This is a genomic window from Corynebacterium pseudodiphtheriticum, from assembly GCF_023509295.1.
Taxonomy (GTDB): Bacteria; Actinomycetota; Actinomycetes; order Mycobacteriales; family Mycobacteriaceae; genus Corynebacterium; species Corynebacterium pseudodiphtheriticum.
Genome location: NZ_CP091864.1, coordinates 1,707,125 through 1,734,097, shown reverse-complemented (window position 1 = coordinate 1,734,097; position 26,973 = coordinate 1,707,125). Strand labels below are relative to the sequence as shown.

General features: G+C 57.3%; 26 protein-coding genes. 21 read left to right on the top strand and 5 right to left on the bottom strand.

Annotated features, from left to right (window positions below):
- The first annotated feature begins 87 nt into the window (after nt 1-87).
- The 4 genes from hemW to L9H78_RS07735 all read left to right on the top strand — a co-directional run bounded on the left by hemW (nt 88) and on the right by L9H78_RS07735 (nt 4,440).
- A complete protein-coding gene (gene hemW / locus L9H78_RS07750; RefSeq protein ID WP_249619746.1) occupies nt 88-1,347 on the top strand; it encodes a radical SAM family heme chaperone HemW in 1,260 nt (419 codons plus the stop codon).
- Nucleotides 1,347-2,378 carry a heat-inducible transcriptional repressor HrcA gene (gene hrcA, locus L9H78_RS07745; RefSeq protein ID WP_021351798.1) on the top strand — a complete coding sequence of 344 codons (1,032 nt, stop codon included), beginning with the start codon at nt 1,347-1,349 and terminating at the stop codon, nt 2,376-2,378. The genes hemW and hrcA overlap by 1 nt, the downstream gene beginning before the upstream one ends.
- A gap of 145 nt (nt 2,379-2,523) precedes the next feature.
- Nucleotides 2,524-3,669, top strand: coding sequence for a molecular chaperone DnaJ (gene dnaJ, locus L9H78_RS07740; protein WP_249619745.1), 1,146 nt, complete (start codon nt 2,524-2,526; stop codon nt 3,667-3,669).
- 30 nt (nt 3,670-3,699) lie between these two features.
- Nucleotides 3,700-4,440, top strand: coding sequence for a 16S rRNA (uracil(1498)-N(3))-methyltransferase (locus L9H78_RS07735; RefSeq protein ID WP_249619744.1), 741 nt, complete (start codon nt 3,700-3,702; stop codon nt 4,438-4,440).
- A gap of 88 nt (nt 4,441-4,528) precedes the next feature.
- Here the strand turns inward: L9H78_RS07735 and L9H78_RS07730 are convergent, their stop codons facing one another.
- Entirely contained in the window at nt 4,529-6,145 is a 1,617-nt protein-coding gene (locus L9H78_RS07730) for a cytochrome c biogenesis protein CcdA (protein WP_249619743.1), read from the bottom strand.
- A gap of 239 nt (nt 6,146-6,384) precedes the next feature.
- Here L9H78_RS07730 and L9H78_RS07725 point away from each other — a divergent pair, with 239 nt between their 5' ends.
- The 10 genes from L9H78_RS07725 to L9H78_RS07680 all read left to right on the top strand — a co-directional run bounded on the left by L9H78_RS07725 (nt 6,385) and on the right by L9H78_RS07680 (nt 14,605).
- Nucleotides 6,385-6,777, top strand: coding sequence for a hypothetical protein (locus L9H78_RS07725; protein ID WP_249619742.1), 393 nt, complete (start codon nt 6,385-6,387; stop codon nt 6,775-6,777).
- An 11-nt stretch (nt 6,778-6,788) separates the two neighbouring features.
- Nucleotides 6,789-7,370 carry a sigma-70 family RNA polymerase sigma factor gene (locus tag L9H78_RS07720; protein ID WP_249619741.1) on the top strand — a complete coding sequence of 194 codons (582 nt, stop codon included), beginning with the start codon at nt 6,789-6,791 and terminating at the stop codon, nt 7,368-7,370.
- Nucleotides 7,363-8,091, top strand: a complete 729-nt coding sequence (locus L9H78_RS07715) for an anti-sigma factor (RefSeq protein ID WP_249619740.1) — start codon at nt 7,363-7,365, stop codon at nt 8,089-8,091. Before L9H78_RS07720 ends, L9H78_RS07715 begins: the two co-directional genes overlap by 8 nt.
- Nucleotides 8,092-8,175: 84 nt before the next feature.
- Nucleotides 8,176-9,135 carry a PhoH family protein gene (locus L9H78_RS07710; protein WP_249619739.1) on the top strand — a complete coding sequence of 320 codons (960 nt, stop codon included), beginning with the start codon at nt 8,176-8,178 and terminating at the stop codon, nt 9,133-9,135.
- 42 nt (nt 9,136-9,177) lie between these two features.
- Complete coding sequence (ybeY, locus tag L9H78_RS07705) at nt 9,178-9,843, top strand: rRNA maturation RNase YbeY (protein WP_249619738.1); 666 nt, start codon at nt 9,178-9,180, stop codon at nt 9,841-9,843.
- A 96-nt stretch (nt 9,844-9,939) separates the two neighbouring features.
- The gene (gene pdxY / locus L9H78_RS07700) at nt 9,940-10,821 is read left to right on the top strand and encodes a pyridoxal kinase PdxY (RefSeq protein ID WP_430622728.1); all 882 of its coding nucleotides are present in this window, start codon (nt 9,940-9,942) and stop codon (nt 10,819-10,821) included.
- Between the two features lie 3 nt (nt 10,822-10,824).
- The gene (gene era, locus L9H78_RS07695; protein ID WP_249617543.1) at nt 10,825-11,751 is read left to right on the top strand and encodes a GTPase Era; all 927 of its coding nucleotides are present in this window, start codon (nt 10,825-10,827) and stop codon (nt 11,749-11,751) included.
- Between the two features lie 3 nt (nt 11,752-11,754).
- The gene (recO, locus tag L9H78_RS07690) at nt 11,755-12,495 is read left to right on the top strand and encodes a DNA repair protein RecO (protein WP_249619737.1); all 741 of its coding nucleotides are present in this window, start codon (nt 11,755-11,757) and stop codon (nt 12,493-12,495) included.
- Between the two features lie 44 nt (nt 12,496-12,539).
- On the top strand, nt 12,540-13,277 hold the full coding sequence (locus L9H78_RS07685) for an isoprenyl transferase (protein WP_249619736.1): 738 nt from the start codon (nt 12,540-12,542) through the stop codon (nt 13,275-13,277).
- Between the two features lie 74 nt (nt 13,278-13,351).
- Entirely contained in the window at nt 13,352-14,605 is a 1,254-nt protein-coding gene (locus L9H78_RS07680) for a VIT1/CCC1 transporter family protein (protein ID WP_249619735.1), read from the top strand.
- Between the two features lie 113 nt (nt 14,606-14,718).
- On the opposite strand, the gene L9H78_RS07675 is transcribed toward L9H78_RS07680, so the two are convergent.
- Entirely contained in the window at nt 14,719-15,153 is a 435-nt protein-coding gene (locus tag L9H78_RS07675) for a Fur family transcriptional regulator (RefSeq protein WP_249619734.1), read from the bottom strand.
- A gap of 13 nt (nt 15,154-15,166) precedes the next feature.
- Nucleotides 15,167-15,454, bottom strand: coding sequence for an ArsR/SmtB family transcription factor (locus L9H78_RS07670; protein WP_018120374.1), 288 nt, complete (start codon nt 15,452-15,454; stop codon nt 15,167-15,169).
- A 450-nt stretch (nt 15,455-15,904) separates the two neighbouring features.
- Between L9H78_RS07670 and L9H78_RS07665 the strand changes: the two genes are divergently transcribed.
- Complete coding sequence (locus tag L9H78_RS07665) at nt 15,905-17,284, top strand: glycine--tRNA ligase (RefSeq protein ID WP_249617539.1); 1,380 nt, start codon at nt 15,905-15,907, stop codon at nt 17,282-17,284.
- Nucleotides 17,285-17,328: 44 nt separating this feature from the next.
- The gene (locus L9H78_RS07660) at nt 17,329-17,853 is read left to right on the top strand and encodes a hypothetical protein (protein WP_249619733.1); all 525 of its coding nucleotides are present in this window, start codon (nt 17,329-17,331) and stop codon (nt 17,851-17,853) included.
- Here L9H78_RS07660 and L9H78_RS07655 read toward each other — a convergent pair.
- Nucleotides 17,850-20,123 (bottom strand): TPM domain-containing protein, encoded by a 2,274-nt coding sequence (locus tag L9H78_RS07655; RefSeq protein ID WP_249619732.1) that lies wholly within the window; start codon nt 20,121-20,123, stop codon nt 17,850-17,852. The two genes, L9H78_RS07660 and L9H78_RS07655, sit on opposite strands and share 4 nt — an antisense overlap.
- A gap of 50 nt (nt 20,124-20,173) precedes the next feature.
- Between L9H78_RS07655 and L9H78_RS07650 the strand changes: the two genes are divergently transcribed.
- From L9H78_RS07650 to dnaG, 3 genes are read left to right on the top strand one after another with little or no spacing between them, the layout of a single operon-like run.
- Complete coding sequence (locus tag L9H78_RS07650) at nt 20,174-20,995, top strand: YdcF family protein (RefSeq protein ID WP_249619731.1); 822 nt, start codon at nt 20,174-20,176, stop codon at nt 20,993-20,995.
- Nucleotides 20,992-22,353: a deoxyguanosinetriphosphate triphosphohydrolase gene (locus L9H78_RS07645; RefSeq protein WP_249619730.1), complete on the top strand. Its 1,362-nt coding sequence runs from the start codon at nt 20,992-20,994 to the stop codon at nt 22,351-22,353. Before L9H78_RS07650 ends, L9H78_RS07645 begins: the two co-directional genes overlap by 4 nt.
- 41 nt (nt 22,354-22,394) lie before the next feature.
- Complete coding sequence (dnaG, locus tag L9H78_RS07640; protein ID WP_249617534.1) at nt 22,395-24,299, top strand: DNA primase; 1,905 nt, start codon at nt 22,395-22,397, stop codon at nt 24,297-24,299.
- Between the two features lie 46 nt (nt 24,300-24,345).
- Here dnaG and L9H78_RS07635 read toward each other — a convergent pair whose 3' ends face one another.
- Complete coding sequence (locus L9H78_RS07635; RefSeq protein ID WP_249617533.1) at nt 24,346-24,630, bottom strand: hypothetical protein; 285 nt, start codon at nt 24,628-24,630, stop codon at nt 24,346-24,348.
- A 564-nt stretch (nt 24,631-25,194) separates the two neighbouring features.
- Between L9H78_RS07635 and L9H78_RS07630 the strand changes: the two genes are divergently transcribed.
- Both L9H78_RS07630 and L9H78_RS07625 read left to right on the top strand, forming a co-directional pair.
- A complete protein-coding gene (locus L9H78_RS07630) occupies nt 25,195-25,686 on the top strand; it encodes a hypothetical protein (protein WP_249619729.1) in 492 nt (163 codons plus the stop codon).
- Between the two features lie 222 nt (nt 25,687-25,908).
- The gene (locus L9H78_RS07625) at nt 25,909-26,685 is read left to right on the top strand and encodes a DUF3800 domain-containing protein (protein ID WP_249617530.1); all 777 of its coding nucleotides are present in this window, start codon (nt 25,909-25,911) and stop codon (nt 26,683-26,685) included.
- The last annotated feature ends 288 nt before the right edge of the window (nt 26,686-26,973 follow it).

The window sequence follows — 26,973 nt, the reverse complement described above, 5'->3', positions numbered from 1 at the left end:
CATCCTTTCTGCGTGTGGCAATCAGTCCAATAAATACGACCAGCGTACACCTTGGTTGGCAGCGCAAACAACTATTAGGCTGGTGCTATGCATTCGCAGTCGCCCAGTTCGCCGCCTAGTTCGTCACCTATTGCCTCGGCCCGTCAGCTGTCTAGTCAGTTGTCCACTCAACTCACCTGTGAGTCTTCTGCACCATTCGGCTTGTACATCCACGTCCCGTTTTGTGCTACGCGCTGTGGCTATTGCGATTTCAACACCTACACCCCGCGTGAAGCGGGCGGTGCAAACCCAGAAGGTTATTTGGATGCGTTGGATGTCGAGCTAGACCTGGCTGCCCAGCGCGTTGGTCGCCGTGCGGACACAGTTTTTATTGGAGGCGGGACTCCGTCGCTGTTGGGCGCCGATGGGTTGAGCCGAATCTTGACGACGGTGCGCAATACTTTTGGTCTTGTCGACGGCGCCGAGGTCACCACGGAATCCAACCCGGAATCGACCTCGCCCGAGTTTTTCGCCGGGCTGCGCGAGGCTGGTTATACGCGCATTTCCTTGGGTATGCAGTCTGCTTCCCATGAGGTTTTGCAAGTGCTCGAGCGCGCCCATACCCCGGGTCGTGCGTTTGCGGCGGCTCGTGAGGCGCGGCAGGCTGGTTTTGCGCATGTCAACCTGGACATGATTTATGCGACGCCCACGGAAACGGATGATGATGTTGCCCGCACCTTGGATCGGGTGATCGAGGCCGATGTGGATCACGTTTCGGCTTATTCGTTGATCGTGGAAGACGGTACTGCGATGGCCCGTAAAGTCCGTCGAGGGGAGATCCCGTCCCCCCAAGAAGACGTGATGGCTACTCGCTACGAGATGATTGCGCAGCGCCTGGCCGAGGCCGGCTTGGAGTGGTACGAGGTGTCGAACTGGGCGCGACCTGGCGGCGAGTGTCAGCACAATTTGATTTATTGGCGCGATGGCGACTGGTGGGGTGCAGGCCCGGGTGCGCACTCACACCTGGGTATGCAGCGTTTTTCCAATGTCAAGCACCCGAACCGCTATTCCGCGGTGCTTGCCGACGGCGAGTTGCCGATCAGTCAGGTAGAAGACCTAACCCCGGCTGATCGTCATACGGAGCTGTTGATGCTGGGCTTGCGTTTGCGTGAAGGCATTGACTATTCGGCGGTTGGCGCTGGAGCTGCAGGCGTCGTCCAGAATTTTGTGGACCGTGGCTTGCTGCAATTCCCGCAGCCAGGGCGTTTAGCGTTGACGGATGCTGGTAGGTTGCTTGCTGACGGCATCATCACGGATATTTTGGTCGCCGAAGATGACACTACAGCGGATGGGGAAGCGAGGTCCTGATGGCTGGTACGACAGAAACGCGCCGGGCGGAAGTTCTGCGTGCGATCGTCACGGATTACATCGCATCCCAGGAGCCTGTGGGATCCAAAGCACTGGTGGATCGACATCAACTGGGGGTTTCTTCGGCAACAATCCGTAATGACATGGCTGTGTTGGAATCGGAGGGCTTTATTGCCCAGCAGCATGCGTCGTCGGGAAGAGTGCCGACCGAGAAAGGCTACCGACGCTTCGTTGATGGTTTAGGTGAGGTCAAGCCCATGTCGGAGGCGGAAAAGCGCGCGATTCGTAGCTTCCTCGAAGACGGTGTTGACCTGGAAGATGTGCTGCGGCGCTCGGTGCGGTTATTGGCGCAGCTGACCCGGCAAGCGGCGGTGGTGCAGTTGCCGACGCTGAATGTTTCGCACGTCAAGCACGTGGAGGTTGTGGATCTGACGCCGATGCGCTTGTTGTTGGTGTTGATTACGGATACTGGCCGGGTTGACCAGCGCAACGTGGAGTTGGATGCCCCAATCGGGGAGGCTGAAGTACACGAATTACGGCAGCTTTTGAACCGCGCACTGGCACGGGTGCCGGTAGGGCAGGCGGCAAACCGGGTGGCTGATTTGTTGGAGCATTCCCCGGCGGATTTGCGGCACCACATGATCCGCGTGGCCACGGTGTTGATAGAAACTTTGGTGGATCAGCCTAATGATCGTTTGCTGATGGCGGGTGCGTCGAACCTGACTCGGGGCGGTAGGGATTTCCCGCAGGGGTTGCCGCAGATCATTGACGCACTGGAAGAACAAGTGGTGATGTTTAAGCTGTTAGCGAACGTGCCACAGCTGGGGAACGTCGATGTGCTCATTGGTCGCGAAAATGAGGACGAAGAACTACAGCAAGCCTCGATTGTTACCGCAGGTTATGGCAATGAATCCGCCACACTCGGCGGGCTTGGTGTGGTAGGGCCCACATTTATGGATTATTCGGGAACAATTTCTTCGGTTCGTGCTGTTGCACGGTATGTCAGCCAGATTCTGGCAGGCACGAATTAGCCTGTAGGCTGGTAGATCGATTAATGCACAAAGATGCATGTGCATGCGCAGTTGTAGTTGCAGTCGCAGGTGCAGCGAGAAGCAGGCGCAGCGAGAAAACCGAGAAACCCTATAAACCAACTGACCCGAAGGAATCGATACAACAGTGGCTCGTGACTATTACGGAATTTTGGGAGTATCCAAAGACGCCAGCGAGGCGGAGATCAAAAAGGCGTACCGCAAACTCGCCCGTAAATATCACCCGGATGTGAACCCGTCCGATGAGGCCGCCTCGAAGTTTTCCGAAGCGACCGACGCTCACGACGTTTTGATGGATCCGAAGAAGCGCAAGATCGTCGACATGGGTGGCGATCCCATGGAGCAAGGCGGCGGAGCCGGGGGCGGTGGCGGCTTCGGCGGCGCCGGTGGCTTTGGCGATATCTTCGAAGCCTTCTTTGGTGGTGGCGCCGGGGGCGGTTCCCGTGGCCCGCGGTCGCGTGTGCAGCCGGGTAACGACGCGCTGCTGCGGACCTCGATCACGCTGAACCAGGCTTATACCGGCATGAAAAAACAAGTCACCGTGGACACCGCGGTGTTGTGTGATCGGTGCACCGGTTCCGGCTCGGCTGATGGTGAGAAGCCAGTGACCTGCGAGGTATGTAATGGTGCTGGTGAGATCCAGGAGATGCAACGCAGCTTCTTAGGCAATGTGATGACCACGCGTGCCTGCCACAATTGCCAGGGCTTTGGTGAAGTTATCAAGGATCCGTGCAATCACTGCGGCGGTGATGGCCGCGTGAAGAAGCGCCGTGATCTGACCATCAATATTCCGAGGGGCATCGACGACGGCATGCGCATCCGCATGGCAGGCCAGGGTGAAGTGGGCCACGGCGGTGGCCCCGCTGGTGACTTGTATGTGGAAGTCCGGGTGAAAAAGCACGATATCTTCACCCGCGATGCCGATACGCTGCACCTGTCCATCACCGTGCCGATGGTCGATGCTGCGTTGGGCACCACCTGCAACGTGGAGGGCCTGGACGGTGAAGAGATCGAATTTGAGATCGCAGCCGGAACTCAGCCGGGCGGGCAGATCGTGAAGGAAGGTAAAGGCATGCCGCGCGTGCGCACCGACGGCCAAGGCAAGATGATTGCCCATGTCGACGTCGCCGTGCCGACGGACCTGGACAAAAAGACCCGCCAGTTGCTGGAGGAAGTCCGCGACAAACGCGAGGAATCTTCGCGTGTGAATTCTGAGGCCGACGGCCACTCGGACGGATTGTTCAGCCGGCTGCGTGGACGCTTCGGATTTTAAGTTCGGCTTCTAGCGCACAAGGTTTTTGCCATGTCACTCCCGGTATTTTTTGCTTCCGCCCCGTTTCCGCAGGTCGGTGAGGCCACGGAGCTCACTGGGCCGGAGGCCCGCCACGCCGTCACGGTCAAGCGTATCGGGCCCGGAGAGCTCATCCAGCTGATTGATGGCGCAGGCCGCTGGGCCGAAATTGAGGTCACCGAAGCAGTCGGCAAAGATCACCTGACTGGGGTGGTACTGACCGCTGGCGAATGCGAGCGCCCGGACCCCTACCTCATCGTCGTACAAGCATTACCGAAGGCCGAGCGCAGCGAGCTAGCCGTGGACTTGGCGACGCAAGCCGGGGCCGACGAGATCATCCCGTGGCAAGCCGCCCGCTGTATTGCGAAATGGCAGGGCGCCAAACGCAGCAAAGGCGTGCAGAAATGGCAGTCCGCGGCGGCTGCGGCGGCGAAACAATCGCGCCGGGTGACAGTGCCGGAAGTTTGGGAGCCGGTGAGCACCGCGCAGCTGGCGCAGCTGATCGACGGACACACCGCCGTCGTATTGCACGAGGAAGCCAGCCAGCCGTTAGCCCAGCTGGCTCCAGGGTTTTCCGGGACAGTGTTTCTTATCGTCGGGCCAGAAGGTGGTATCGGCGATGAAGAAGTAGCACTACTGCGCAGCGCCGGTGCGCAGCCAGTGGTTCTGGGGCCACAGGTGTTGCGCACGGCTTCTGCGGCGATGGTGGCGTTGTCCGTCATCGGTGCAGCCACCAGTCGCTGGGGTGGGTAACCCATACGCTTATGAACTTTATGAAGTTTATGAATTTATGCGCTGAAGTGGGGAAACGGTGGCGAACAAGTGTCCGCATACCGTCGAACTATCCAAAGGTAAACGAATACAAGCTCAAACCGGGTGAGACCTCGACCTCCAGGATCCCCGCTTGTGCTTGGTCGGATTCCAGAAGATTGACGGTGCCGTCGTCGGTAACAGTGAAGTCTTTACCGTTGGCCTTGATGGTGCCGCTGCCAGACACCACTGCCTGCACCAAAGCTGCGCGGTAATTCAAGCGGATCTTGGCGTTGTCACCGGCCGTGATGTTCTCCCGGTCGATGGTCCAGTCGCCTTCCAAAGTGTATTGACCGATCTCCGGTTCTGGACCAGACAGGGTGCCGGATTTGTATGCCGAGTTGGCGTAGTAGCGGGCACGCTGGCTGCCCAAATAGGTCTCTGGGTTGCGTTGCTGGGTGGTTTCGTCATCGGAATCTTCTAGCGGGGCAGGAAGTTCCACTGACGGATCACGCTTCTGTAGTAATTCGCGCACGAGCTGCTCAGTACGGGCATAGGCGCCCTCTCCTTCGTGGATTTCCCGTACGGTGCCCTCAGCGTCGACAAGATAGTGTGCCGGCCAATACTGATTGTTGAAGGCCTTCCACGTCGTGAAAGAATTGTCTTGGGCAACCGGGTAGTTGATGTTTTGCTCGGAAACCGCCTGGCGCACGTTCGCGGTTTCCCGCTCGAAGGCATATTCCGGAGAGTGCACACCGATAACGGTGAAACCATAGTCGCGGTAGTGATCATAAAGTTTGGTGATGTGCGTATTTGCGCGCTGGCAGTTGATGCAGGCATAAGCCCAGAAATCGATCAACGTGACATCACCAGAGGTACGCGGGTCGACGGGGGCGTCCGTGTTCATCCAGTTTTCCAGACCCACCAGCTCCGGGACGGTGCCGCAATTGCCAAGCTCACCGTTGCCGCGGCAATCTTCCAGTGAGTCTGAACCCTCATTTTGTTGTGCCAGTTGCGCGGTGACCGTCTTTTCGGCATCACCTGTCCAGTTTGGCAGTTTTTGTTGGATCCATGCCGGTGCACCCAATGCCAGGGCGCCAGCCATGGTGATGACGATGACGCCAGCGGTCGCCCGGAAGATGCGTTGACGCGACTGGAAGAAATCTACGCGCTTGCCCACTTGCTGGCCGCCCAGAGCGAAAGCCAACAGCGGGATGGCTACGCCAATGGCGAAAGAAACACACAGCACAGCGATGCGGGCATCGATTTCGCCGGTAGCGCCTGCAACGGTGATTGCAGCCAATACTGGACCGGCGCAGGGCACAAAGACCACGCCCATTGCCAGGCCGACGGCGAACCCACCCTTATCGCGGGCGCGGGCCTGCAACTTGTGCGCCCGCGGCAGGAACTGGAACGGCCATTCCAATAGTTCCTGTAGCTTCGGGAAGATCATGCCCAAGCCGACGAGCACGAGTAGGGCGATGCCGAGCTTCCACAAAATATCTGCGGGCAGTCCCAGCGCATTGAGCAACGTGGTGGCAAAAAGCGTGACGACGGTAAAACTGGTGACCAAACCGCCGATAACCAACCATGGTCGAGCTTTGGAGCCTTGGGATACCGCCAGAACAAGCGGCAGGATGGGCAATATACACGGTGAAATACCGGTGATCAGGCCACCGATAAAACCGATGGCGATGGTACTGAGCATGATTGTGCAGCCTTTCTCAATGGGGCTCCCGTGCATCGGCGTCTGCGTGATACGTGCGAGCCCGTAATTTCTCGGTCATTGTTTAATCCGGAGCGAAGCGCTGGAGCGGATTGGTCTTTGGCGGTGTTGATCGTGTGATAAAAATTTTTTATTTTTTCCAATCCGATCAGACGGGTGGTTCCGCAGTAGTAGTTGAAGGCAGAAAAACTGCTGAAACCACTAGCTTTGAGGAGAACCCAATGCCTGCACATACTTCGATGAAGAAATTTTTGATCACCGCCGCTGCTGTTGCTATGAGTACGGTCGGCCTGGCTGCGTGCAGCAATGATTCTGCTGCAACTCCGACGAAGTCCTCAGAAACGAGCACTGAGAAAAGCACTGAGAAAAGCTCAGAGGAGAGCTCGGACAAGATGAGTTCCGAAAAGGCGACTTCGGAAAGCACGAGCGGCGACAAGATGGAACACGACAAAATGGGCCACGATGACAAGATGACTGGCGACAGCGACAAGATGGAACACGACAAAATGGAACATGGTGACAAGATGGGCGGTGAAGGCGACAAAATGGGCCACGATGACAAGATGGAGCACGATGACAAGATGACTGGCGACAGCGACAAGATGAGCCAGTAGTATGTAATGCTGTGTCTAGTTGCAGCCCCGAAGAGCATGCTCGCCTCGACTCGCTTGTCGCGGGCGTGGCCAACGGGGATCAGCATGCCTTTTCACAGCTTTATGATGCGCTTTCGCCGTTGGCCTTCGGTGTGATCATCCAGATTCTGGGGGATAACTCGCTGGCAGAAGAAGTGCTCCAGGAAGTGTTCGTGGAAGTCTGGAATAAAGCAGGTAGCTTTGATCCAGAGCGTGGTCATGCTCGCACGTGGGTGGGCCGGATTGCACATTCTCGCGGAATCGACAGACTACGTGCTCATAATGCTAGTGTGCGACGCGATGACGCTGACTTCGTGCTTGGCGAGCGCATCCGAAGCATCGATGTGGAAACCGAAGCACTCACCAATGTGGAAGGCAAGCGCCTGAGAGCAGCCGTTGACACGATTGGGGAGCCGCATCGTACGGCCGTGTTACTGACCTTTTTCGATGGGCTTAGTCACGCGGAACTGGCAGAAACCACCAATGTTCCATTGGGTACCGCCAAAACGCGAGTGCGTGATGGAGTACGCAAATTAGCAGCTGTCTGGGGAAGGGGTGAAGCCCACCATGAGTGATCGCACCGTGAATAACACGGATGAATTCGATGATGAGACTTTCGAGTCCTTTCTCGACGCTGTCCCGGAACACACCCCACCGCCAGAAATAAAAAACCAGGTGCTGGCCAAACTTGGCCACTTGGATGCGGAAACAACCAACGTGGTGTCGTTGCAGGCGCGCACACATCGAACGCAAACAGCGCAGAACCGTGGTGGCGCCGCTTCGGAAACGTCAAGAAAGCCCTGGGCAGTACTTGCCGGGGCCGCGGCCGCGGCACTGCTGGTGGGCATTACGGTGCTTACCCCGGTGCTCAATAACACTGCGGATGATGCTGGTGAGGGCGCCATCGTTGCAGAAGAAACTCAATCCACGCGCGGTGCACCGTCGACGGATGGGCATGAGCAGATGCATGAGATCATGTCCGCTACAGACATGGTCAGTGGTGCCACTACCGCGGAGGGAGCACGTCTCAAAATTGTTTCTTCCAATGAGATGGACAAAGCCGGTGCGATGGTGGATGGCCAGCCGGAACTTGCCGACGGCATGGGCGCGCAAGTTTGGGCCGTCGACAAGCATGGGGTGGTTCGTTCTGCCGGCGTTATCGGCCAGGATCCACATCAGGATGTATGGATGCCGTTCGACGCCGCAGCGCACAAGGTTATGATCACTGAAGAGCCTGCTGCTGGTAGCGCTAGCCCGAGTGGGCGGATGCTTGCCGAAGTTGAGCTGGAAGCCTAAACGCGGAACCGGAAAGCGCACAAGCAGAGAGCACAGACGTGGAAAACTTCGTGGAAAGCTCGTTTCAGTTGGTAGGCTAGCGACGTGCACATTCAAACCCGCAAGATCGACCTGGACCCCGTTCACGCACGCACAGTATTAGGTAATACTGATGAAAACCTGCGCGTGCTGGGCAATCAATTAGACGCGGATATTTTTGCTCGCGGCACAATGGTGAAAATCACCGGCCCGGATTATGAGGTCGCGCGCGCCGTCAAGGCCTTCCATGAATTGGAATCTATGGCCCGACGCGGGCACACTGTTAGCCCGGATGGTGTGAAGCACGTGTTGTCGCTGTTGAGTGAAGATTCACCGGTATCAGTTGCGCAGGCACTCGGCGGGAGCATTGTTTCGCGCCGGGGCAAAAAGATTCGTGCGAAAACCGTTGGTCAAGCCGAATACGTGGACGCAATTGATGAAAACACCATTGTCTTTGGTTTGGGCCCGGCTGGTACGGGCAAAACCTACTTAGCGGTGGCCAAGGCGGTGCAGGCCCTGCAGAACAAGCAGGTGCAGCGCATTATCCTAACCCGCCCGGCAGTGGAGGCCGGTGAGAAGCTGGGATTTTTGCCGGGCACGTTGAATGACAAGATCGATCCGTATCTGCGCCCGTTGCACGATGCTTTGCGGGACATGCTGGATCCAGAGGCCATTCCTCGTTTGATGGAAGCAGGGATCATCGAGGTGGCGCCGTTGGCGTATATGCGTGGCCGTACGTTGAACGATGCCTTCGTGATCTTGGATGAGGCGCAAAATACTACTGCGGCACAGATGAAGATGTTTTTGACGCGTTTGGGCTTTGGCACCACCTTTGTGGTCACCGGCGATGAATCGCAGGTGGACTTGCCGCGTGGGCACAATTCAGGGTTGAAGACCGTGCGTCGTATTTTGGGCGGGGTCGAAGGGATTCACTTCGCTGAACTGGGAGCCAACGATGTTGTGCGCCACTCGCTGGTGGGGCGCATTGTGGATGCTTATGACTATCACGAGCAGGCGGAAAGTTAGCTAGGCAAGACGCGCACAGAGAAAGCACTGAGGAACCCGCATATGAGTATTGAATTTTTCAACGAATCTGGCTTCGATGGCATCAATGAGGAAATGCTGCTGGATGTTGCTGCGTTTTCCCTGGCAGCCATGGATGTAAGCCCGGACGTGGAAGCCACGATTACGTGTGTGGATGAAGACACCATTGCTGAACTGCATATGCATTGGATGAACCTGCCAGGCCCAACGGATGTGATGAGTTTTCCGATCGATGAGCTGACTCCGGGCTTTCATACCCCACGGCCGGATGGGGAAGCCGTGGGCCCAGCAATGCTGGGGGATATTGTGCTGTGCCCAGAATTTGCGCAGAAACAAGCAGATGCGGGCGGGCATAGTCTGGCGCATGAGCTAGCTTTGCTGACTACTCATTCTTGTCTGCATTTATTGGGCTATGATCACGGCACTCCGGCAGAAGAAAAAGAAATGTTCGCCCTGCAAAACGAGATTCTCGCGGACTGGTACGACGACGTCTCTCGTCGTGGGAAGAAATTCCCCCCGAAGCCGACTGGCCCGCAGGCTTTCCCGTCGGCAGCGGATCGTGCTGATTTGGATGAGCAGTTGGCCAGCCAATCGCTTGCCGACGGCCACATTCCAGCCATTGCGCAGCCGCAGGAAAGAGCAGGCGAGGAGCTGACTGGCGAAGCTCGTGGTGCAGGCGAAGAAAATTAAACAAGCAATATTGCAAGCGAATATTGCATTAGAAGATTGCAAGCAAAGGTTGCAATAGCAGATTGCGTGCTATTGCAGGTTAAGAGGTAACCGCTTATGAACATGAACACCGTGTTGTCGATTCAGTCGCACGTGAGCTTTGGACACGTGGGTAATTCCGCAGCCGTATTTCCCCTACAGCGCGCTGGCTATGAGGTATGGCCGGTACACACCGTGAATTTTTCTAATCACACTGGCTACGGCGACTGGGGTGGCCCGTTGCTTCCCGCCGAGCAGGTTGCTGATGTTATCAATGGCTTGGAGCGCCGGGAAGCTTTCGACAAGATCAACGTGATCCTGTCTGGCTACCAAGGCAGCCCAGAAATCGCGGGCGTGATTACAGATGCGGTGAAGCGCATTAAACAGCAGAACCCGGATGCGTTGTACGCTTGCGATCCGGTGATGGGCAACGCGAAATCTGGTTGCTTCGTGGACGATTCGATCCCGCCGCTGCTGCGTGACAAGGTCATCCCGGTAGCGGATATCGCCACCCCAAATCAGTTCGAACTCGGGTACTTGACTGGTAAACCGGTAGAAACTTTTGAGCAGGTACTGGAGGCAGTGCGTGCGCTACAGAAAATGGGACCGCGGGTGGTGTTGGTGACTTCGCTGGTGCGCCCAGAAAACCCGGCTGATGTCATCGAAATGCTCGCAGTTGATGGTGACGAGGCCTACCTGGTGCAAACCCCGTACCTGGATTTCAAACGGAACGGATCAGGCGATGTTACCGCGGCGCTGTTTAGTGCTCACTACGCCTACCATGGCGAGGTTTCACAGGCCCTGGAGGCCACCGCGGCCTCGGTGTATGAGTTGCTCGAGACCACCTATAAACGTGGTTCTACGGAGCTAGACCTGATTTTTGCGCAGGAGTGCTTCGTGCAGCCCAAGCAGTACTTTGATGTCACGGCCGTAGACAATTTGCCAGCAGGTGAGAAGTAAATTATGAGTCTGGATAGCTACCTCGATGTGCCGGAAGGCTTCCGTTCTGGTTTCGTCAGCTTCGTTGGGCGCCCAAATACCGGAAAATCGACGTTGACTAATGCCTTGGTGGGGCAGAAGATTGCGATTACCGCTGACCAACCAGAAACCACCCGGCATGCTATTCGCGGGTTGATTCACCGCGATGATGCGCAGGTCGTGGTCGTGGATACTCCAGGTTTGCACCGCCCGCGCACGCTGTTGGGGGAGCGGCTTAATGAGCTGGTGAAAGACAATTATTCGGATGTCGATGTAATCGGTTTTACCGTGCCTGCCGACGAGAAAATCGGCCCCGGCGACCGCTGGATTCTGGACAATATCCGCAATGTAGCGCCGAATGTACCGATCATTGGGATTGTCACCAAGCTGGATAAAGTGGGCAAGGATGCCGTCGGCAAGCAGCTTATTGCGCTGCATGAGATGCTCGGTGGTGACAGCGAGGTGGTGCCGGTTTCTGCGACGAAACGTACGCAGATTGATGTGCTGACGGACGTGATCGTGCAGCAGCTGCCGGAAGGGCACAAGTTTTATCCAGACGATCATATTACGGATGATGATAATTTCACCCGCATTAGCGAGCTGATTCGGGAAGCGGCTTTGTCAGGCTTGCGTGATGAGCTTCCGCACTCGGTTGCTGTGGAGATCGACGAGATTCTTCCCGACGAGGACCGCCCGGGTGTGAGCAATGTGCACGCGGTGTTGTACGTGGAACGCCCTGGCCAGAAGAAGATCATCGAAGGCAAAGATGGTCGCCGTTTTGGCCGCATCGTGCACAACGCGCGCAAGCAGATTATTGAGCTGTTAGGGCATAACGTGTTTTTGGATTTGCGCATCAAAGTGCTGAAGAACTGGCAATCGGATCCGAAATCGCTAGGTCGGCTGGGCTTTTAGACTGTGGCGCGGAGCAAGCCTTACCGGGAAGATGCCGTGGTCGTGCGCACCTATGATTTTGGCGAAGCCGACCGCATCATCGTGCTGTTGACGAAGCAACACGGGGTGGTGCGCGCGGTGGCCAAAGGGGTGCGCCGGGCGAAATCACGTTTTGGCTCGCGCTTAGCACCGTTTGTGCACCTGAATGTGCAGTTGTACCCGGGCCGTAGCCTCGCGACCATCACTGGTGCGGATACCGTGGCGTTTTTCGCTACCGGCATTATTGACGACTATGAGCGTTATACCTCTGGTTGCGCCATGCTGGAAGCCGCCGAACGCTTAGCCCAGCCAGCAGACACGGCGATGTTCGATGCCTTGCTGGCGGCCCTTGGGTTGCTTGCCGACGCCCGGGACCCAATTGCGGTACTGGATTCTTTTTTGTTGCAGGCAATGGATTTTGCCGGTTGGGCACCGGTGTTATTCGAGTGCGCCCAGTGTGGTCGGCCCGGCCCGCACCATGCTTTTCACCCTGGGGTCGGTGGCGCGTGCTGCCACGAGTGCCGCCCGAGCGGCTCGGCGGATATCAACGAGGAAGTACTGCATTATATGTGGCTGCTTGCCGGGCGGTACTGGGAGAAAGCCGCAGAAATTGCTCACGCACACCCGGAGTATTCCAGCACTGCCCACCGGCTGGTGCGTACGCATTTGCAATGGCACATGGAGCAGAACGTAAAAGCGTTGCACATCATGGAACAATCGCTGTAGCCAAGCATTCCTTGCGCGCTACCCGCGCACTAGACTGTGATGCGATGAGTATTTTTGACACGGACCACCAGATCCCGCAGCAGTTTATTCCGCGTCATATTGCCCTGGTCATGGACGGAAATGGCCGGTGGGCGCAAGAGCGTGGCATGGAGCGCACCGAAGGCCACAAGCGTGGCGAAGCAGTGCTCATGGATGCCGTTGACGCGTGCCTGGAACTGGGGGTGGAATATCTTTCTGCGTACGCGTTTTCGACGGAAAACTGGCGCCGTTCCGCCAGCGAGGTGCGCTTCCTCATGGGCTTCAATCGAGATGTTCTGCGGCGCCAACGCGATGTGTTGCATGACAAGGGTGTGCGCGTGGTCTGGGCGGGGCGCCGTCCGCGGCTGTGGCGCAGCGTAATTAAGGAATTGCGTGCGGCTGAAGAGCTGACGAAGAACAATACTCGGATGACATTGGTCATGTGCGTGAACTACGGTGGTCGTGCTGAGCTTGCCGACGCTATGCAGTCAATGGCTCGGGATATCGAGGCCGGTACGTTGCGCGCCGGGGAGATCACCGAGAAAACTATTGGTCGTTATTTGTATGACCCTGAAATGCCCGATGTGGATTTGTTTTTGCGCCCGTCGGGGGAGAAGCGGACCTCGAATTTTCTGCTGTGGCAATCGGCGTACGCGGAGATGGTGTATCAGGATAAGCTGTTTCCGGATTTCACCCCGCAGGATCTTTACGACGCCGTGGCGGAGTACGCGCGGCGTGATCGCCGTTTCGGGGGAACGAAGTGAATCTGGACAGCAGTGGTGGTCGGCGTCGACCAGCACGACCAGGACAGCAAGCACGACGACAGCGAGCAGACTCTGTGCCTGCTGCAGCGCCCTCCGAGGAACAGCTGGAACGCTGGCGTCGCTATCTAGCTAATGAGCGCTCCGAGGCAGCGGTGTATAAAACGCTGGCTGCCCGGCAGAAGAACCCGGAAGATCGCGAGATTCTCAGTAAAATCGCGGAAGCGGAATCGCGGCATCAGCGTTATTGGCGCGATAAGCTCGGTGATCAACTTGGTACACCGCGGAAAGCTGATTTTAATACTCGTCTATTGGGCTTTTTGGCGAAAATTTTTGGTTCCGTGTTTACGCTCGCTTTGATGCAGTCTGCGGAATCGCGCAGCCCCTATCTTGCCGACGAAGATGCCTCTGATCAGCTGGCAATGGATGAAAAGGTCCACGCAGAAGTGGTGCGTGGCTTGGCGACGCGTTCGCGCGAGCGAATGTCGGGGACCTTCCGTGCTGCGGTGTTCGGCGTAAACGATGGATTGGTATCCAATTTGGCGTTGGTACTGGGGGTTTTAGGATCCGGTGTCGGCAGCACGGTGGTGCTGATCACTGGTGTTTCCGGATTGCTCGCCGGCGCATTATCCATGGCAGCCGGTGAATTTATTTCTGTGAAGTCGCAAAATGAGTTGTTGGGTGCTTCCACCCCGCAGACGTCCTCGTCAGCGATGGCAGCCAACGTGGACGTGGAGGCTAATGAGTTGGCCTTAGTCTTCCGGGCCCGTGGTATGTCTGAGGCTGAGGCGCAGTACAAGGCGGATCAGCTGTTTGCGCGGATCTCCCATTCTGCAGAAAGCTATGCAGAAAGTTTTGGCGGTGGCGGGCACAGTCCAGAAAATCCCGGACCGGAAAATCACAACCCAGAAAATCCCGGCCTGGAAAACTCGAGCGCAGAAAACCCGAGCGCGGAAAACCCAAGCACGGAAAGCGCAGGCCCGGAAAACCCGAGCACCGAGGTCCGTGGTGGGGAAGCAGCAGAAGATGAGGAGTTCGCGGAAGCGCACACGCCAGGCGGTGCATGGGAAGCGGCTATCTCTAGCTTCTGTTTTTTCGCGGGTGGAGCTTTGTTGCCAATCTTGCCTTTTATTTTTGGTGCCTCGACCACCCTGGGTGCCGTGATTGCTGTGGTGCTGGTGTCATTAGCGCTGCTGATCACAGGTGCAGTAACCGGGATCTTGTCCGGTAAACCGCCGGCCTGGCGCGGGCTACGACAGCTGCTGATCGGGCTGGGTGCAGCTGGCATCACTTATTTGTTAGGCCTGGCTTTCGGCGGAGTGGTTGGCTAAAGCTGCAAGCGCGTCGCACGCGGAGGCAAGCTCAGCCGCACGCGGATGCAGCCCGGCAGAGTTGCGTACCGTGCGAAAGAGCTACAGCGCGGTAGCTACGGTGGCTACCGCAGTTATTTGTTGTCGCCGTCTTTCTTACTGCAGTCCGCACAGATGCCGAAGACTTCTGCATCGTGGCCAGTGAGCTGAAAACCATAATCGGCCACTACATCGCGTGCCCAGCTTTCTACTGGGCCGCCGTCGATTTCTTCGGTGCGGCCGCATTCGGTGCAGACTAAGTGGTGGTGATGATGATGAGATTCGCAGCTGCGGTACAGAGTTTCACCGGATGGCATGTGCAGCACATCGACGGCATTGATTTCTGATAACGATTGTAGGGTGCGGTAGACCGTCGTCAAGCCAACCTGGTTTTCGCGGTGCACCAATTCATGATGAATGGTTTTCGCGGAGGCGAAATTGTCCAGGTCGTTTAACACCTGAATAACGGCGGTTCGCTGGCGAGTATTACGCGCGCCTAGTTTTGGGATGGCGGACTGTACGGAAGACATTGCTCCAGTCTATTTAAGGAGCGATGCTAGCCGCAATGGCTGCGATATTGAGGGCTTCGCGGCGGGTCAGTTGGTAGGTGACTTCGCGTCCACAGGAGTGAGAGCTGACCAGGCCGGATTGCTTGAGGATGCGCAGGTGCTGGCTCACCAATGGTTGTGAGCGTCCTAGTTCGCGAACGAGTTCATAGACGCAGCAGTCGCGCTGGCTTAGGCAGTGCAGGATTTGCAGGCGTAGCGGGGAGTTGAGTGCGCGAATAATAGTCGCAGCAGCGGTGGTGTTCGCGATAACGTCGGTAGGCATCACGAGTCCTTCCTGGTGGTTTCTATCTGCCGACACCGATGTGACGAGAGATAGCAATCCCGTGCATAATGGGATCGATCTTCAATAAAATTTATCTTAAATCTTAAGACACTTCAGGCGCCTGAACAAAACTAACCAAGTGTTACCTTATATTTGCAGGGGATTCGGGTTTTTGTCTCCACCCCCATACGGGGATACTTATGTATCGGGAGGGCGGTGCCCGGTAACCCTGCTCCGGAAAATCCGTGCCTGGTAACCCTGGCCCGGCAACGCTGGTTCGGCAAACTCGTGTCGGCGTTGTGCAGTGGCGGCCTATTTGGCCCCGTGGACGCAAACACAAGAATCGAGAAGTTCGGCAGTCTGGACTACCTAACTCAGGTATGTTTTCCGATGCACGGTAGGATGGCCTGCGAGAACCGACTTATCCCCTACCAGAGGAGTCCTTTTACAATGGCGAATGTCATCGACACCGTCGTAAACCTATGCAAGCGTCGCGGCCTGGTCTACCAAGCAGGTGAGATCTATGGCGGCTCGCGTTCGGCATGGGACTACGGCCCGCTCGGCGTTGAATTGAAAGAGAACATCAAACGCCAGTGGTGGCGTCACATGGTGCAATCCCGCGATGACGTCGTCGGTATTGACTCTTCCATCATCCTGCCGCGCCAGACCTGGGTCTCGTCCGGCCACGTCGAAGTGTTTACCGACCCGTTGGTGGAATCGCTGTATACCCACAAGCGTTACCGCGCTGATCATCTGCTGGAGGCCTATGAGGAAAAGCACGGCCACCCACCAGAAAACGGCCTGGCAGACATCAACGACCCAGAAACCGGCCAGCCAGGTAACTGGACTGAGCCACGCGCGTTTTCCGGATTGCTGAAGACCTTTTTGGGCCCAGTCGACGACGAAGAAGGCCTGCACTACCTGCGCCCAGAAACCGCGCAGGGTATTTTCGTGAACTTCAAGAATGTGCTGACCTCTTCGCGCATGAAGCCACCATTCGGCATCGCGAATATCGGTAAGTCCTTCCGTAACGAGATCACCCCGGGTAACTTCATCTTCCGCACCCGCGAGTTCGAGCAGATGGAGATGGAGTTCTTCGTCGAGCCTGGAACCGATGAAGAATGGCACCAGTACTGGATCGATGATCGGCACCAGTGGTACATCGATCTGGGTATTAAGCCAGAAAACCTGCGTCTGTATGAGCACCCACCAGAGTCTCTATCGCACTACTCCAAGCGCACCGTCGACGTGGAATACGCATTCGGTTTCCAAGGCTCCAAGTGGGGCGAGTTGGAGGGCGTGGCCAACCGCACTGACTACGACTTGCGTGTGCACCAAGAAGGCTCTGGCGAAGACATGTCGTACTACGACCAGACCAAGGAAGAGCGCTGGATTCCTTACGTTATTGAACCTGCCGCTGGCTTGGGTCGTTCCATGATGGCTTTCCTTGTTGACGCCTACCACGAGGAAGAAGCACCGAATGCCAAGGGCGGAACCGACAAGCGCGTCGTGCTGCGCCTGGACCGTCGCCTGGCTCCGGTTAAGGTAGCGGTTTTGCCGTTGTCCAAGAAGGAAGAACTGACCGGCCCAGCCAAGGAATTGTCGCAGAAGCTGCGCCAGCACTGGAATGTTGATTACGATACTTCTGGTGCTATTGGTCGCCGCTACCGTCGCCACGATGAGATCGGTACGCCGTTCTGTGTGACCTACGATTTCGATTCTTTGGAAGACGGAGCCGTCACCGTGCGTGAGCGCGACACCATGGAGCAAGAGCGCGTGGCCATCGAGGATTTGGAATCCTACTTGGCTGCACGCCTGGTCGGCTGCTAAACGCTTATAGCCCCGTAAAAGGGGCTGGATAGAAAGGCACGCTTATGCGCTACACCAGTTGGGACCGTAATGACCGCAATGCCCCGGTGTTGCTGGAAGAAGACGGGCCAAACCGTATGGGAGTGTTTAGCGACGAGCTGGCGCAGCTCGACGGGGCCAACGACGGAGCCAACTGGCAGCTGCAGGTAGAGCAGTCTCGTGGGATTGAAGCCGTGGATGCTGAAACCTCGCAGCTGAAGCTGTCTGTCGAAGGCAACCTAGCGCGTGCATCGCGTTTGTTTGCCCGCGTGGGCGAGCGCGAATTTACCTTGATCAATGAATCCGGCAAGAACTGGATCATTGACGACGAAAACGGCAATAAAGTTGCGCAATTCAGCGGTGCCAACCGGGGAGTGCGCCGCGCCATCCTGGAATTCGATGGAGAACAATCATTGAGCCGGGATGAGGTCATCGCGCTGAGTTTTAGCGCACGCATGATCCTGGAATCACGGCTGTCGTCGTCGGCAGTAGGCATTATCGCCACACTATTGTTGTGCACAATCGTGGCGATCCTGGCCTTCTTGTTCTAGAACGAGCCGCCGGAGTGGCCACCGCCGAAGCCACCACCCCCGCCAAAGCTTCCGCCGCCACCAAAACCGCCGCCGAAGCCACTGCTGCCGCCGGATCCGCCCAAGATGGACCCCAGCACCATTCCGGTTAACAAAGAACCGGTGGAGCTGCGGCCACGGCGGTAACCATAGCCACCAGGGCCGCCGGGGCCGCCAAAACCACCGTGCTCATTCATCGACCGCTGGTGGTCTTTCACATCGTCTTCAGCGCGCTTAATCGCGGCTTGTGCCGCCTGACCGGCGCCACGGGCAGCCTCAATGCCTAAACGCGCATCCGTCTGACGCAACTGCAGGGCCTCGGCGTGCATGCGTTGGGCGTCGGCAAGCGCGGTCCGAGCCCCGGATTTCACGATTCGTCCGCGGGAAGAAATCAGATCCTCTGCAGCCTGAATTCGCGAATTCGCAGACTCTAGCTGCTGTTGCAAAAGCTGCAATGTGCGCTGGTGATCGGCGGATTTCTCGCGCACCCGGTCCAGCTTGTCGTCCAACTCGGTATCAGCATCCAGTAGTTGGTTGTAGCTGCCCAGCGGATCGCTGTCTTTATTTTCTTTGGCGTGCGCCAGCGCTTGTTGTGCGTTGTCGACCACGGAATCGAGCCGGTCCCAATCTGCCGGAGTACCATCGTGCGAGCCGCGTTGCTTCAACTGCGCGGCCTCGTTGATTTCTTCTTCTACTTCAGCAATCAGATCGTTGATACTGGATTTCGCGGTAGCAATATCTGAACGCGCGTTTTCCACGCCGTCGAGAAGCCGGGTGGTGACCTCCAGTGCATGTTCTGTTTCGCGGATGGTTTCTACTAATCCCTGCTGCTGACCGGCCGGCTTATCCTGCAGCTCGTTAGCGTGCGAGAGCAAATCCTCGGCTTCTTCCAAGGAAACCTCGGCCATCTCTGGGTTATCGGCGATGGTGTGCAGTACTTCTGGAGAGTAGCTTTCCCGCAGCGATGCCATAGTGGATTGGGCCCGGTGTAATTGGGAACGCGCTGCGACGCTGCGCTGGGTGAGCTCGGCAATCTTAGAATCCGCCTGCGCCAGCAAGTTGCGCATCTCCGCGAATTTTTCGGCCTGGGAATCCAACTCACGGTCGGCCTTGCCACAATCAGAGATGATTTCCACCAACCGTGCACGACGCTGATCTTCCGGCAGAGTGTTATGCGCGTCCAGCTCCTTCTTCGTGCGGAAGGCGCGCTGCATGACAGATTTAGAATTGTTCATCGCGCGCGTGAATTGTCGGACACGATCGGCACCGAATTCTGCGGTTGCCAAGTCTAGTTCTTCCTTCGCGCGCCGGATGGACTCATCAGTCGAGGTGATTTCTTCATCGGCGCGTTCTTCCAACGTCGCCACCGGCAGGCGCAGCAGCGAGCTGGTGTCGTCCGGAGAAATTCCGCGCGCATCGGAGAGCAGCTCGGAGGAATTCTGTTGGGTTTTCCGGCGGTTGTAATACCACACACCACCGCCACCGGCGACGGCTGCGAGACCACCGGCGGCAAGCCAGCCCGCCCCAGACGAGTCACTGCCGCCAGCATTACCAGCGCCGCCAGCAGAACCCGTGCGCACGGCTTGCGCAGCAGCGAGCCCGGCGCCGGCGAAGTTGTCGTTAACCAACTCGTCGTACGCGGCGGCGGAAGCAGCATCGAGTTTGTCTTGGCTCCAGGTGCCGCCCGGCGAGGCGTAGACATCGTATTGGCGGTCGTCCACGGCAATGGCCAGCACACCGACGTTGCTGCCCTGGCCGCCACCGTTGGCTGCGGCGGTGGTCTCTGCGTATTCCTGCGCGCTCATCCCGCCGAAGGTGTCGGTGTAGACGATATAGAACTGAATTCGCTCTGCTTGTTGTAACTGTTTGAGCTCGTCGTTAATTGCTTGCTCGTCGTTCGCGGACAGGATGCCGACGCCGTCGACCAGCTGGCTATTGAGCCGCCCCGCATCGACGGACTGGGCAAGAACCGTGGTGTGGGCGGGCAATGGGTACTCGGCGGTTGCCGCTAGGTGCGTTTCGGCTAGCGCGGGGGATTCGGTGGCAGCGCTGGCGTCGGCAGCACTCATGCCGAATGACGCAGCCCAACCTGTTGCCGCGAAAGCCGCCGCAATTCCAGCAGTAGTTCGAAATCCACCGCGGGCACCGGAGCCGAGCAGACGGCGTCGAAAAGCGATCGCCGGGCGGGTACCGGAGGCCTGCGCGTGCGCTGTAGACGTTGAAGACTCGAAAGAAGTTGAATTCTGCCGCATGGCGACGATGATACCCGCGAAGCCAGGATGGTTAAGGCAGACTAGAGGGCGTGAATCCACTAAAAATTGCACGGAGGGGCCTGGCTTCGCTGGCGTGCACGTCGTTGCTAGGGGCGGTTGTGCAGGCCAGCCGGGTACTCACCGTGGCCTATCGGCGCCGTTACCTGCCGGTCTATGATCCTGAAGCCATCGTGGTTTTAGGTACTGCGCAGTACAACGGAACCCCGTCCCGGCAATTCGCGGCGCGTCTGGAACAAGCGGTGTTTGCTGCGCGTATTTTCCCGGACGCTCAGGTGTTGTGCGTGGGCGGCGCGTTGCCGGGCGATACCGAAACTGAGGCTGCGGTTGGTGCAAAATATTTGCAGGCACGCGGGATTGCCTGGGCGGAAGGCGTTGGTGTGGGCTCGGATACTGCAGCGAGCCTGGCGGCGACGTTAGACCGCTACCCGGAGCTGCGGGGCCGTGATGTGTTGCTGGTGACTGATCCCAACCATAGCGCGCGGGCGGAAAAAATCGCACGGCGTTTTGGTGTGTTACCGCAGGCGTTTCCCACACCGTATTCACCTTGCCAATTTCCGAGCTTGGCTTGGTGGAAATCGTTGTTACACGAGATCGGCGGGTTGACCGTGGCGGATGTGCATGTGCTGGCGGGAGCATCGGCGGCGGTTAGGCTAGAAAGTGTGCTGCGGAAAGCGCAGGCGCTGGTGTGGCCATCGCGGCGCATGCGCCATGAGTATTTGCGTGCGCAGCATGAGCATGAGCATGAGCATGAGCATGAGCAGGCGCGGGTGCAAGCGCAGGCGCATGAGCAGGCGGAAGCGCGGCAGCAACAGCAGCAACGCCGAGAAAACGGACAGGGGAGTAGCCAGTGACAGCAGCCGGGAAGGCCTACCGCTACGGCGCCGCAGATACGCAGCGTCGCTATGCAGAACAGGCGAAACAATCGCACTTGTCGACGGCTACTACCACCAGCACCGGTAGTGTGCTGGATCCGGCCAGCGCAGAACAGCGTGACGAGTTTTCCCGTGATCGTGCCCGCGCGTTGCACTCGGCTGCGCTGCGTCGGCTAGCGGATAAAACCCAGGTGGTGGGACCACGCGACGGCGATACTCCGCGCACCCGGCTGACGCATTCCCTGGAGGTTGCGCAGATCTCCCGTGGCATCGGCGAAGGCCTGGGCCTGAACCCGGATTTGTGCGAGATGGCAGGGCTCATCCACGATATCGGCCACCCGCCGTATGGCCACAATGGTGAGACCGCGCTCAATGAGCTTGCCGACGAATGCGGCGGCTTCGAAGGCAATGCACAAACCTTGCGGATTTTGACGCTGTTGGAACCGAAGATTCTGGACGACGCTGGCACAAGCCGCGGGCTGAACCTGACCCGGGCGGCACTTGATGCGGCGTGTAAATATCCACGTACCAAGACCAATGCGGATGGCAGCACCAACCGAAAATATGGCTGCTATGACGAACAAGCCGACGTGCTCGATTGGATCCGCGCCCATGATCCGGCGGGAAACCACCGTAGCGGCCAGGCGCGGCCCACGATGGAAGCACAAACCATGGACTGGTCGGACGATATTGCTTATTCCGTGCATGATGTCGAAGATGGCGTGGTCGCTGGGCGCGTGAACCTGGCGGTGCTGTGGGATTTGGTGGAGCTGGCCGCGTTGGCCGAAAAGGGCGCGAAGGCCTTCGGCGGGGATGCCGAAGAGCTTCTCGACGCCGCCGGGGCGCTACGCGAGCTCCCGATCATTAATGCCGCGGTCGATTTCACTCCCAGCTTGCGCGGTTACGTGCAGCTGAAGGCCATGACTTCCGAGCTAGTAGGCAGGTACGTCGGCGCGACTATTGCGGCAAGCCGGGAGCACAATGCGGAGCTCGTCGGCAAGAGCCAGTTGGGGCGTTACCAGGGTGAACTGCTGGTTCCGCGACAGGCAGCGGCCGAGGTGAAACTGTTGAAAACCCTGGCTGTGCTGTACGTGATGGATGAGCCTTCGCACTTGGCGCGGCAAGACCGGCAGCGTGAGCGGGTGTATAACGTCTACGACTATCTGGTGGCTGGCGCTCCGGGTTCGTTGGACCCGATGTTCGCGCTGTGGTGGGAGCAAGCAGGGAACTCAGCACAGCGGCAGCGCGTGATCATTGATCAGATTGCCTCGATGACGGAATCGCGGTTGGAACGCTTGGCCCAGCAGGCCGCGCAGCTATCCGGGTTTTTGCACTAGCCCAGCTACGCTGTTGCGCCCGGAAAAGGTAGTCTTTGGGCATGGCTCAAGGACGGATCCCCGATAGTGATATTCAGGCAATCCGCGAACGCGCAGCTATCGACGAGATCGTCGGCGAGTACGTACAACTAAAAAACGCGGGGCATGATTCGCTCAAGGGGCTGTCGCCGTTTAAAGACGAAAAGACGCCGTCGTTTCATGTGCGTCCGCAGCGCGGCTATTACCACTGCTTTTCTTCCGGCAAAGGTGGCGATGTTTTCAGCTTCCTCATGGAAATGGAACAGCTGACATTCCCGGAGGCTGTGGAAGCCGTCGCGGAAAAGATCGGCTATCACATCACTTACCAGGGAGGAAGCACTGGTGGTCGGCGGGAAAAACCTGGCACCCGCCAACGCCTGATCCAGGCCAATCGTGTGGCGCACGAGTTTTATCGTGAGCAGCTGGAAACCGAACAAGCGCGCACTGGGCGCGAGTTTTTGCTGGACCGTGGGTTCTCCCGCGAGCAGATCTACGAGTTTGAAATCGGTTACGCCCCGGCAGGCTGGGACACGATGACCAAACACTTGCTGCGCAAGGGCTTCGAGTTCGACGAGCTAGACAAGGCAGGCCTGTCGAAGATGGGCAAGCGCGGCCCGATTGATCGTTTCCATCGCCGGCTGTTGTGGCCGATCAAAGATATCGCCGGCAATGTGATTGGTTTTGGTGCCCGCAAGCTTTTCGACGACGACAAGTTGGGCAAGTACATGAACACCCCGGATACCATGCTGTATCACAAATCAAAGGTGTTGTTTGGCCTGGACATGGCGAAAAAGCATATCGCTGCTGGGCATCAGGCGGTGGTCGTGGAAGGCTACACGGACGTCATGGCGATGCATGCCGCGGGGGTGAAAACCGCGATCGCTGCCTGTGGTACCGCTTTTGGCCAGGATCACTTGCAGGTGATCCGCCGGTTGATGCTGGACGATAACTATTTCAGCGGCGAGCTGATTTATACCTTCGACGGCGATGAGGCCGGGCAGAAGGCAGCGTTGCGCGCATTTTCCGGGGAACAAAAATTTTCCGGACAGTCTTTCGTGGCCATCGCCCCGCCGGGGATGGATCCGTGTGACCTGCGCTTGGAACGTGGCGACGCCGCGGTGCGGGATCTGGTGGCTGATCGGATCCCGATGTTCGAGTTCGTGATCCAGTCCATCCTGGCTAGCCACAAGCTGGATACTGCTGAAGGGCGCCTGCAGGCTTTACGACGCACCGTGCCGGTGGTTGCTGGCATTCGTGACAAACCGCTGCAGATGGAATACGCGCGGCGGTTGTCCGGGTGGGTCGGCTGGGATAGCCCGGATGAGGTCGTCGCACAGGTGCGCAAGGAATCTGCGAAGGTACAGAACCCACAGGAAACGGTGAAGCGTGCGCGTCGGTTTGATAATGACAGCCAACGTGATGCCCGGCAGGACAAGCCCGGCATCGTCGCGCCTAATCCGCGGGATACGTATTTGTGGCCGCAGCGGGAATCGCTGAAACTGGCGCTGCAGTACCCGCAGCACGTCGGCGAGTACTTCGACGGCTTGGGCGAGGACGTGTTCAGTAACGAGGCTTACCGTGCGGTGCGTGCCGCGATTTACCAAGCCGGGGGAGTTGCTAATGCCAGCGACGGCGTCGACTGGATTGCTGCGGTTGCCGAACACATGGCGGACCTGGTGGGGCGTTCGTTGGTCTCAGAATTGGCGGTGGAAGAAATTCGCTATGCAAGTGCGGGACTGGAAGCCTACGTTGACATGGTGTTATCCCGGTTGCAGGAAGCCCGGGTAGGCGATCAGATCGCGCAGTTGAAAGCACAGCTACAACGCATGCGTCCGAGTGATGATGAGCAGACCTATCACTCGTTGTTTGCCGATTTGGTGGCCTTGGAGCAGGCGCGCCGGGACCTGATTGCCCGGGCGTTCCGGTAGTAGTGACCATGGGGTGCGTGCGCACCCCGTGGCAATGCGCTGCTAGTTAGTCCTCGTCGTGTTCGTAAATGCGGTCTGCTTCTGCGCGGCTGTCGTAATCAGCATCGTTGCGCTTGTTGTTTTTGCCAGCGCGTAAGTCTTTGACCTCGCGCATACGTGGTTCCGGGTCCAGTTTATTGGCGATGGCTTTGCGGGTTGAACGGGCCACGGATTGGGTGACTGGGGAGTTAATCGCCTTTTCGTAGGCGCCTTTGATTTGGTGGAACCGCTTTCGGCCCGCCTTCGTGCCGAAGACGTATCCCGCGGTGGCACCGACGACGAACTGAATCATAGTGAAACGTTTCCCTTTTCCTTGCGGTTGTTGTGCACGTGCTCGCGCAGGGTCGTGCAATGAACTGTGCTCTAGCCTACCTGTCTCAGCCTACTTGTCTTGGTCTACTGGCTCGGTCTGGCTGTTTCCTTGGTTGGCGCGGCCTAGTTGGTTCGGTCTAGCTGTTTAGGTCTACTGGCTTGGTCTGGCTATTTCGACCTAATGTCTTCGCCAAGTTGTTTCGGTGGCTTTAGCTGGTGTGGGGATGACCGGGATTCCACCGCGGCGTGGTGGCGGGGGATGAGGCATTTCCTTGCGAGCACTAGTTACAGCATTTTCCGGCTCGTGTGCCGTTAAATTCGTAGCTTTTTGAGCGTTACCTAGTAATTTTAAGGCAAGCGTAACCACCGTCACCAGACGGCTTGTTGTGATATGTACCCCACAATTTGGGGCTTAGACGCATAGTTGACGTGTCAATGTATGTATACTCACTTATCGTGTCGAGCTGGAGTTCTCAGAGGCTAGACACCGCCTCCCCAGCAAACGCTGGGAAAACTCACAAGACTCACAAGAAGGGTTGAAGACATGAAATCGAACACTTTCCGCCGCGTTTCCATCGCAGCAGCCACCGCCGCTCTGGGCCTGACCCTGGCAGCCTGCAGCAATGGTGGCAATGGTGCCCCAGTGACCGTCACTGAAACCGCAGCACCAGCACAACAGAATAACCAGAACAACCAAAACAGCGGCCAGGAAACTGTCACCGTAACTGAAGGTGCTGGCGCTAACGCTGGCAACAACGCCGGTGCCGGTGCCGGTGCCGGTGCCGGAGCTGGCCAGGCGGGTGGCAACGCTGCCACCAACAACCTGCCTGCCGATATCACCGGCTACACCGGTGAAGCAGAGCGCGACCTGAGCGAAGAGCGCCTGACTAAGGACGAAGTAGCTCAGGTTCTGCAGCGCGCCCACAATGGTGAAGGCCGGGTCAAGTGGGACAACGACGGCTACTGGGAAGTTGAAGTTGGTGGCATCGACATTGACATCGACCAGAACGGTCTGGTTCTTAACGTTGACCGCTAAATAGGTCGTCTCAGCTTCTGCATAGCTTTTGTGACTATGCAGGGCATTTACTAATTGGTTCTTTTGGGAACCCAGCGAAACCGCCCGATACGCGCATAGCGTACCGGGCGGTTTTCTTATGTCGCGGTGGCCTTGGATTCTAGGGGTCGTTGCAACGACCCCTAGAATCCAAACAATTGGTGGCGAGCGTGCAGAGCAATAGGGTTTCGATAATATGGTTGCATGAATGGCTCTTCTCCTTCGTCACCTCCTCTTGTGTACCTACCTATCTCAACCGAAGGTGTTGCGTATTTTGTTGATGAAGCGGGAAGTAAAGGGACCCTTGGAAAGCATTTTGTGACCGCAGCGGTGAGGACGACTGATCCAGACAAGTTATCCCGTGCCATCAAAGCATGCCGAGATAGAAATAATTTTACAAAAGCCGACGAAATTAAATTTTCGAAGGTCAACAAGAATTCTGAACCAATTCTCGCTGAATTGTTTTCTGAAGCAGTTGCTTCAGGGTGCAAATTTGGAGCGTTTGTTCTAGATAAAAGACATTTTGATCCGTGGTCCAGTAGGAATCAGTGGCAGGGGCATCTGTTCGCTACAGACAGGTTGCTTCGGGGACTGATAACTCGTCGTGAAGTTAGCGTAGTAATGCTAGATCATATTGATGTCCCACAAGGGGTGTCATATGGGGATGAGCTTGCAACCTCGCTTAATTCTCGATTTGGTAACAAGCGAGTCATATCAGCGGTCAGTTTAGACTCAAGAACTTGTCCCGCTTTGCAAATTGCTGACCTGTTAGCTAGCGCAGTGTTTCACGCAAGAAAGAAGATCGAGGATCATGGGCTCGAGAAATTCCTTGAAGACAGAACTCCAAAGGCACGGTTGGCAAAAGATATTGCGTCAACATTGGGTGAAACGCATTTTGCTGATTGTCGGACAGACATACTGAGACTGCAGACGAGTCATGAGAAGTCTTTGACAGAGTTGAATAGAAGGCATATGATCTGACTAGGCGCTGGAGCCATAGTCTCAGACTAAAAGCAAGCGCCAGATGGGCCAAGTCTCAGACTTATAACCCATGAATAGCGGATACTCATACCGCATTGATTCCCGTACTTATCGCGACGCCTCACTTCCATGTGGGGCGTTTGCTTTGCTGTAATGCACCTTGAGTCCAGAGGGCCGTTGCAATGGGGATTATTAAGCTGCTATCGAAGTGGACTAGGGAGATCACATTTAACCCCGCATCTTCAAGTGTTCGCATGTGAGACAGGCCCCGCTGAGCAGCGAACTCAC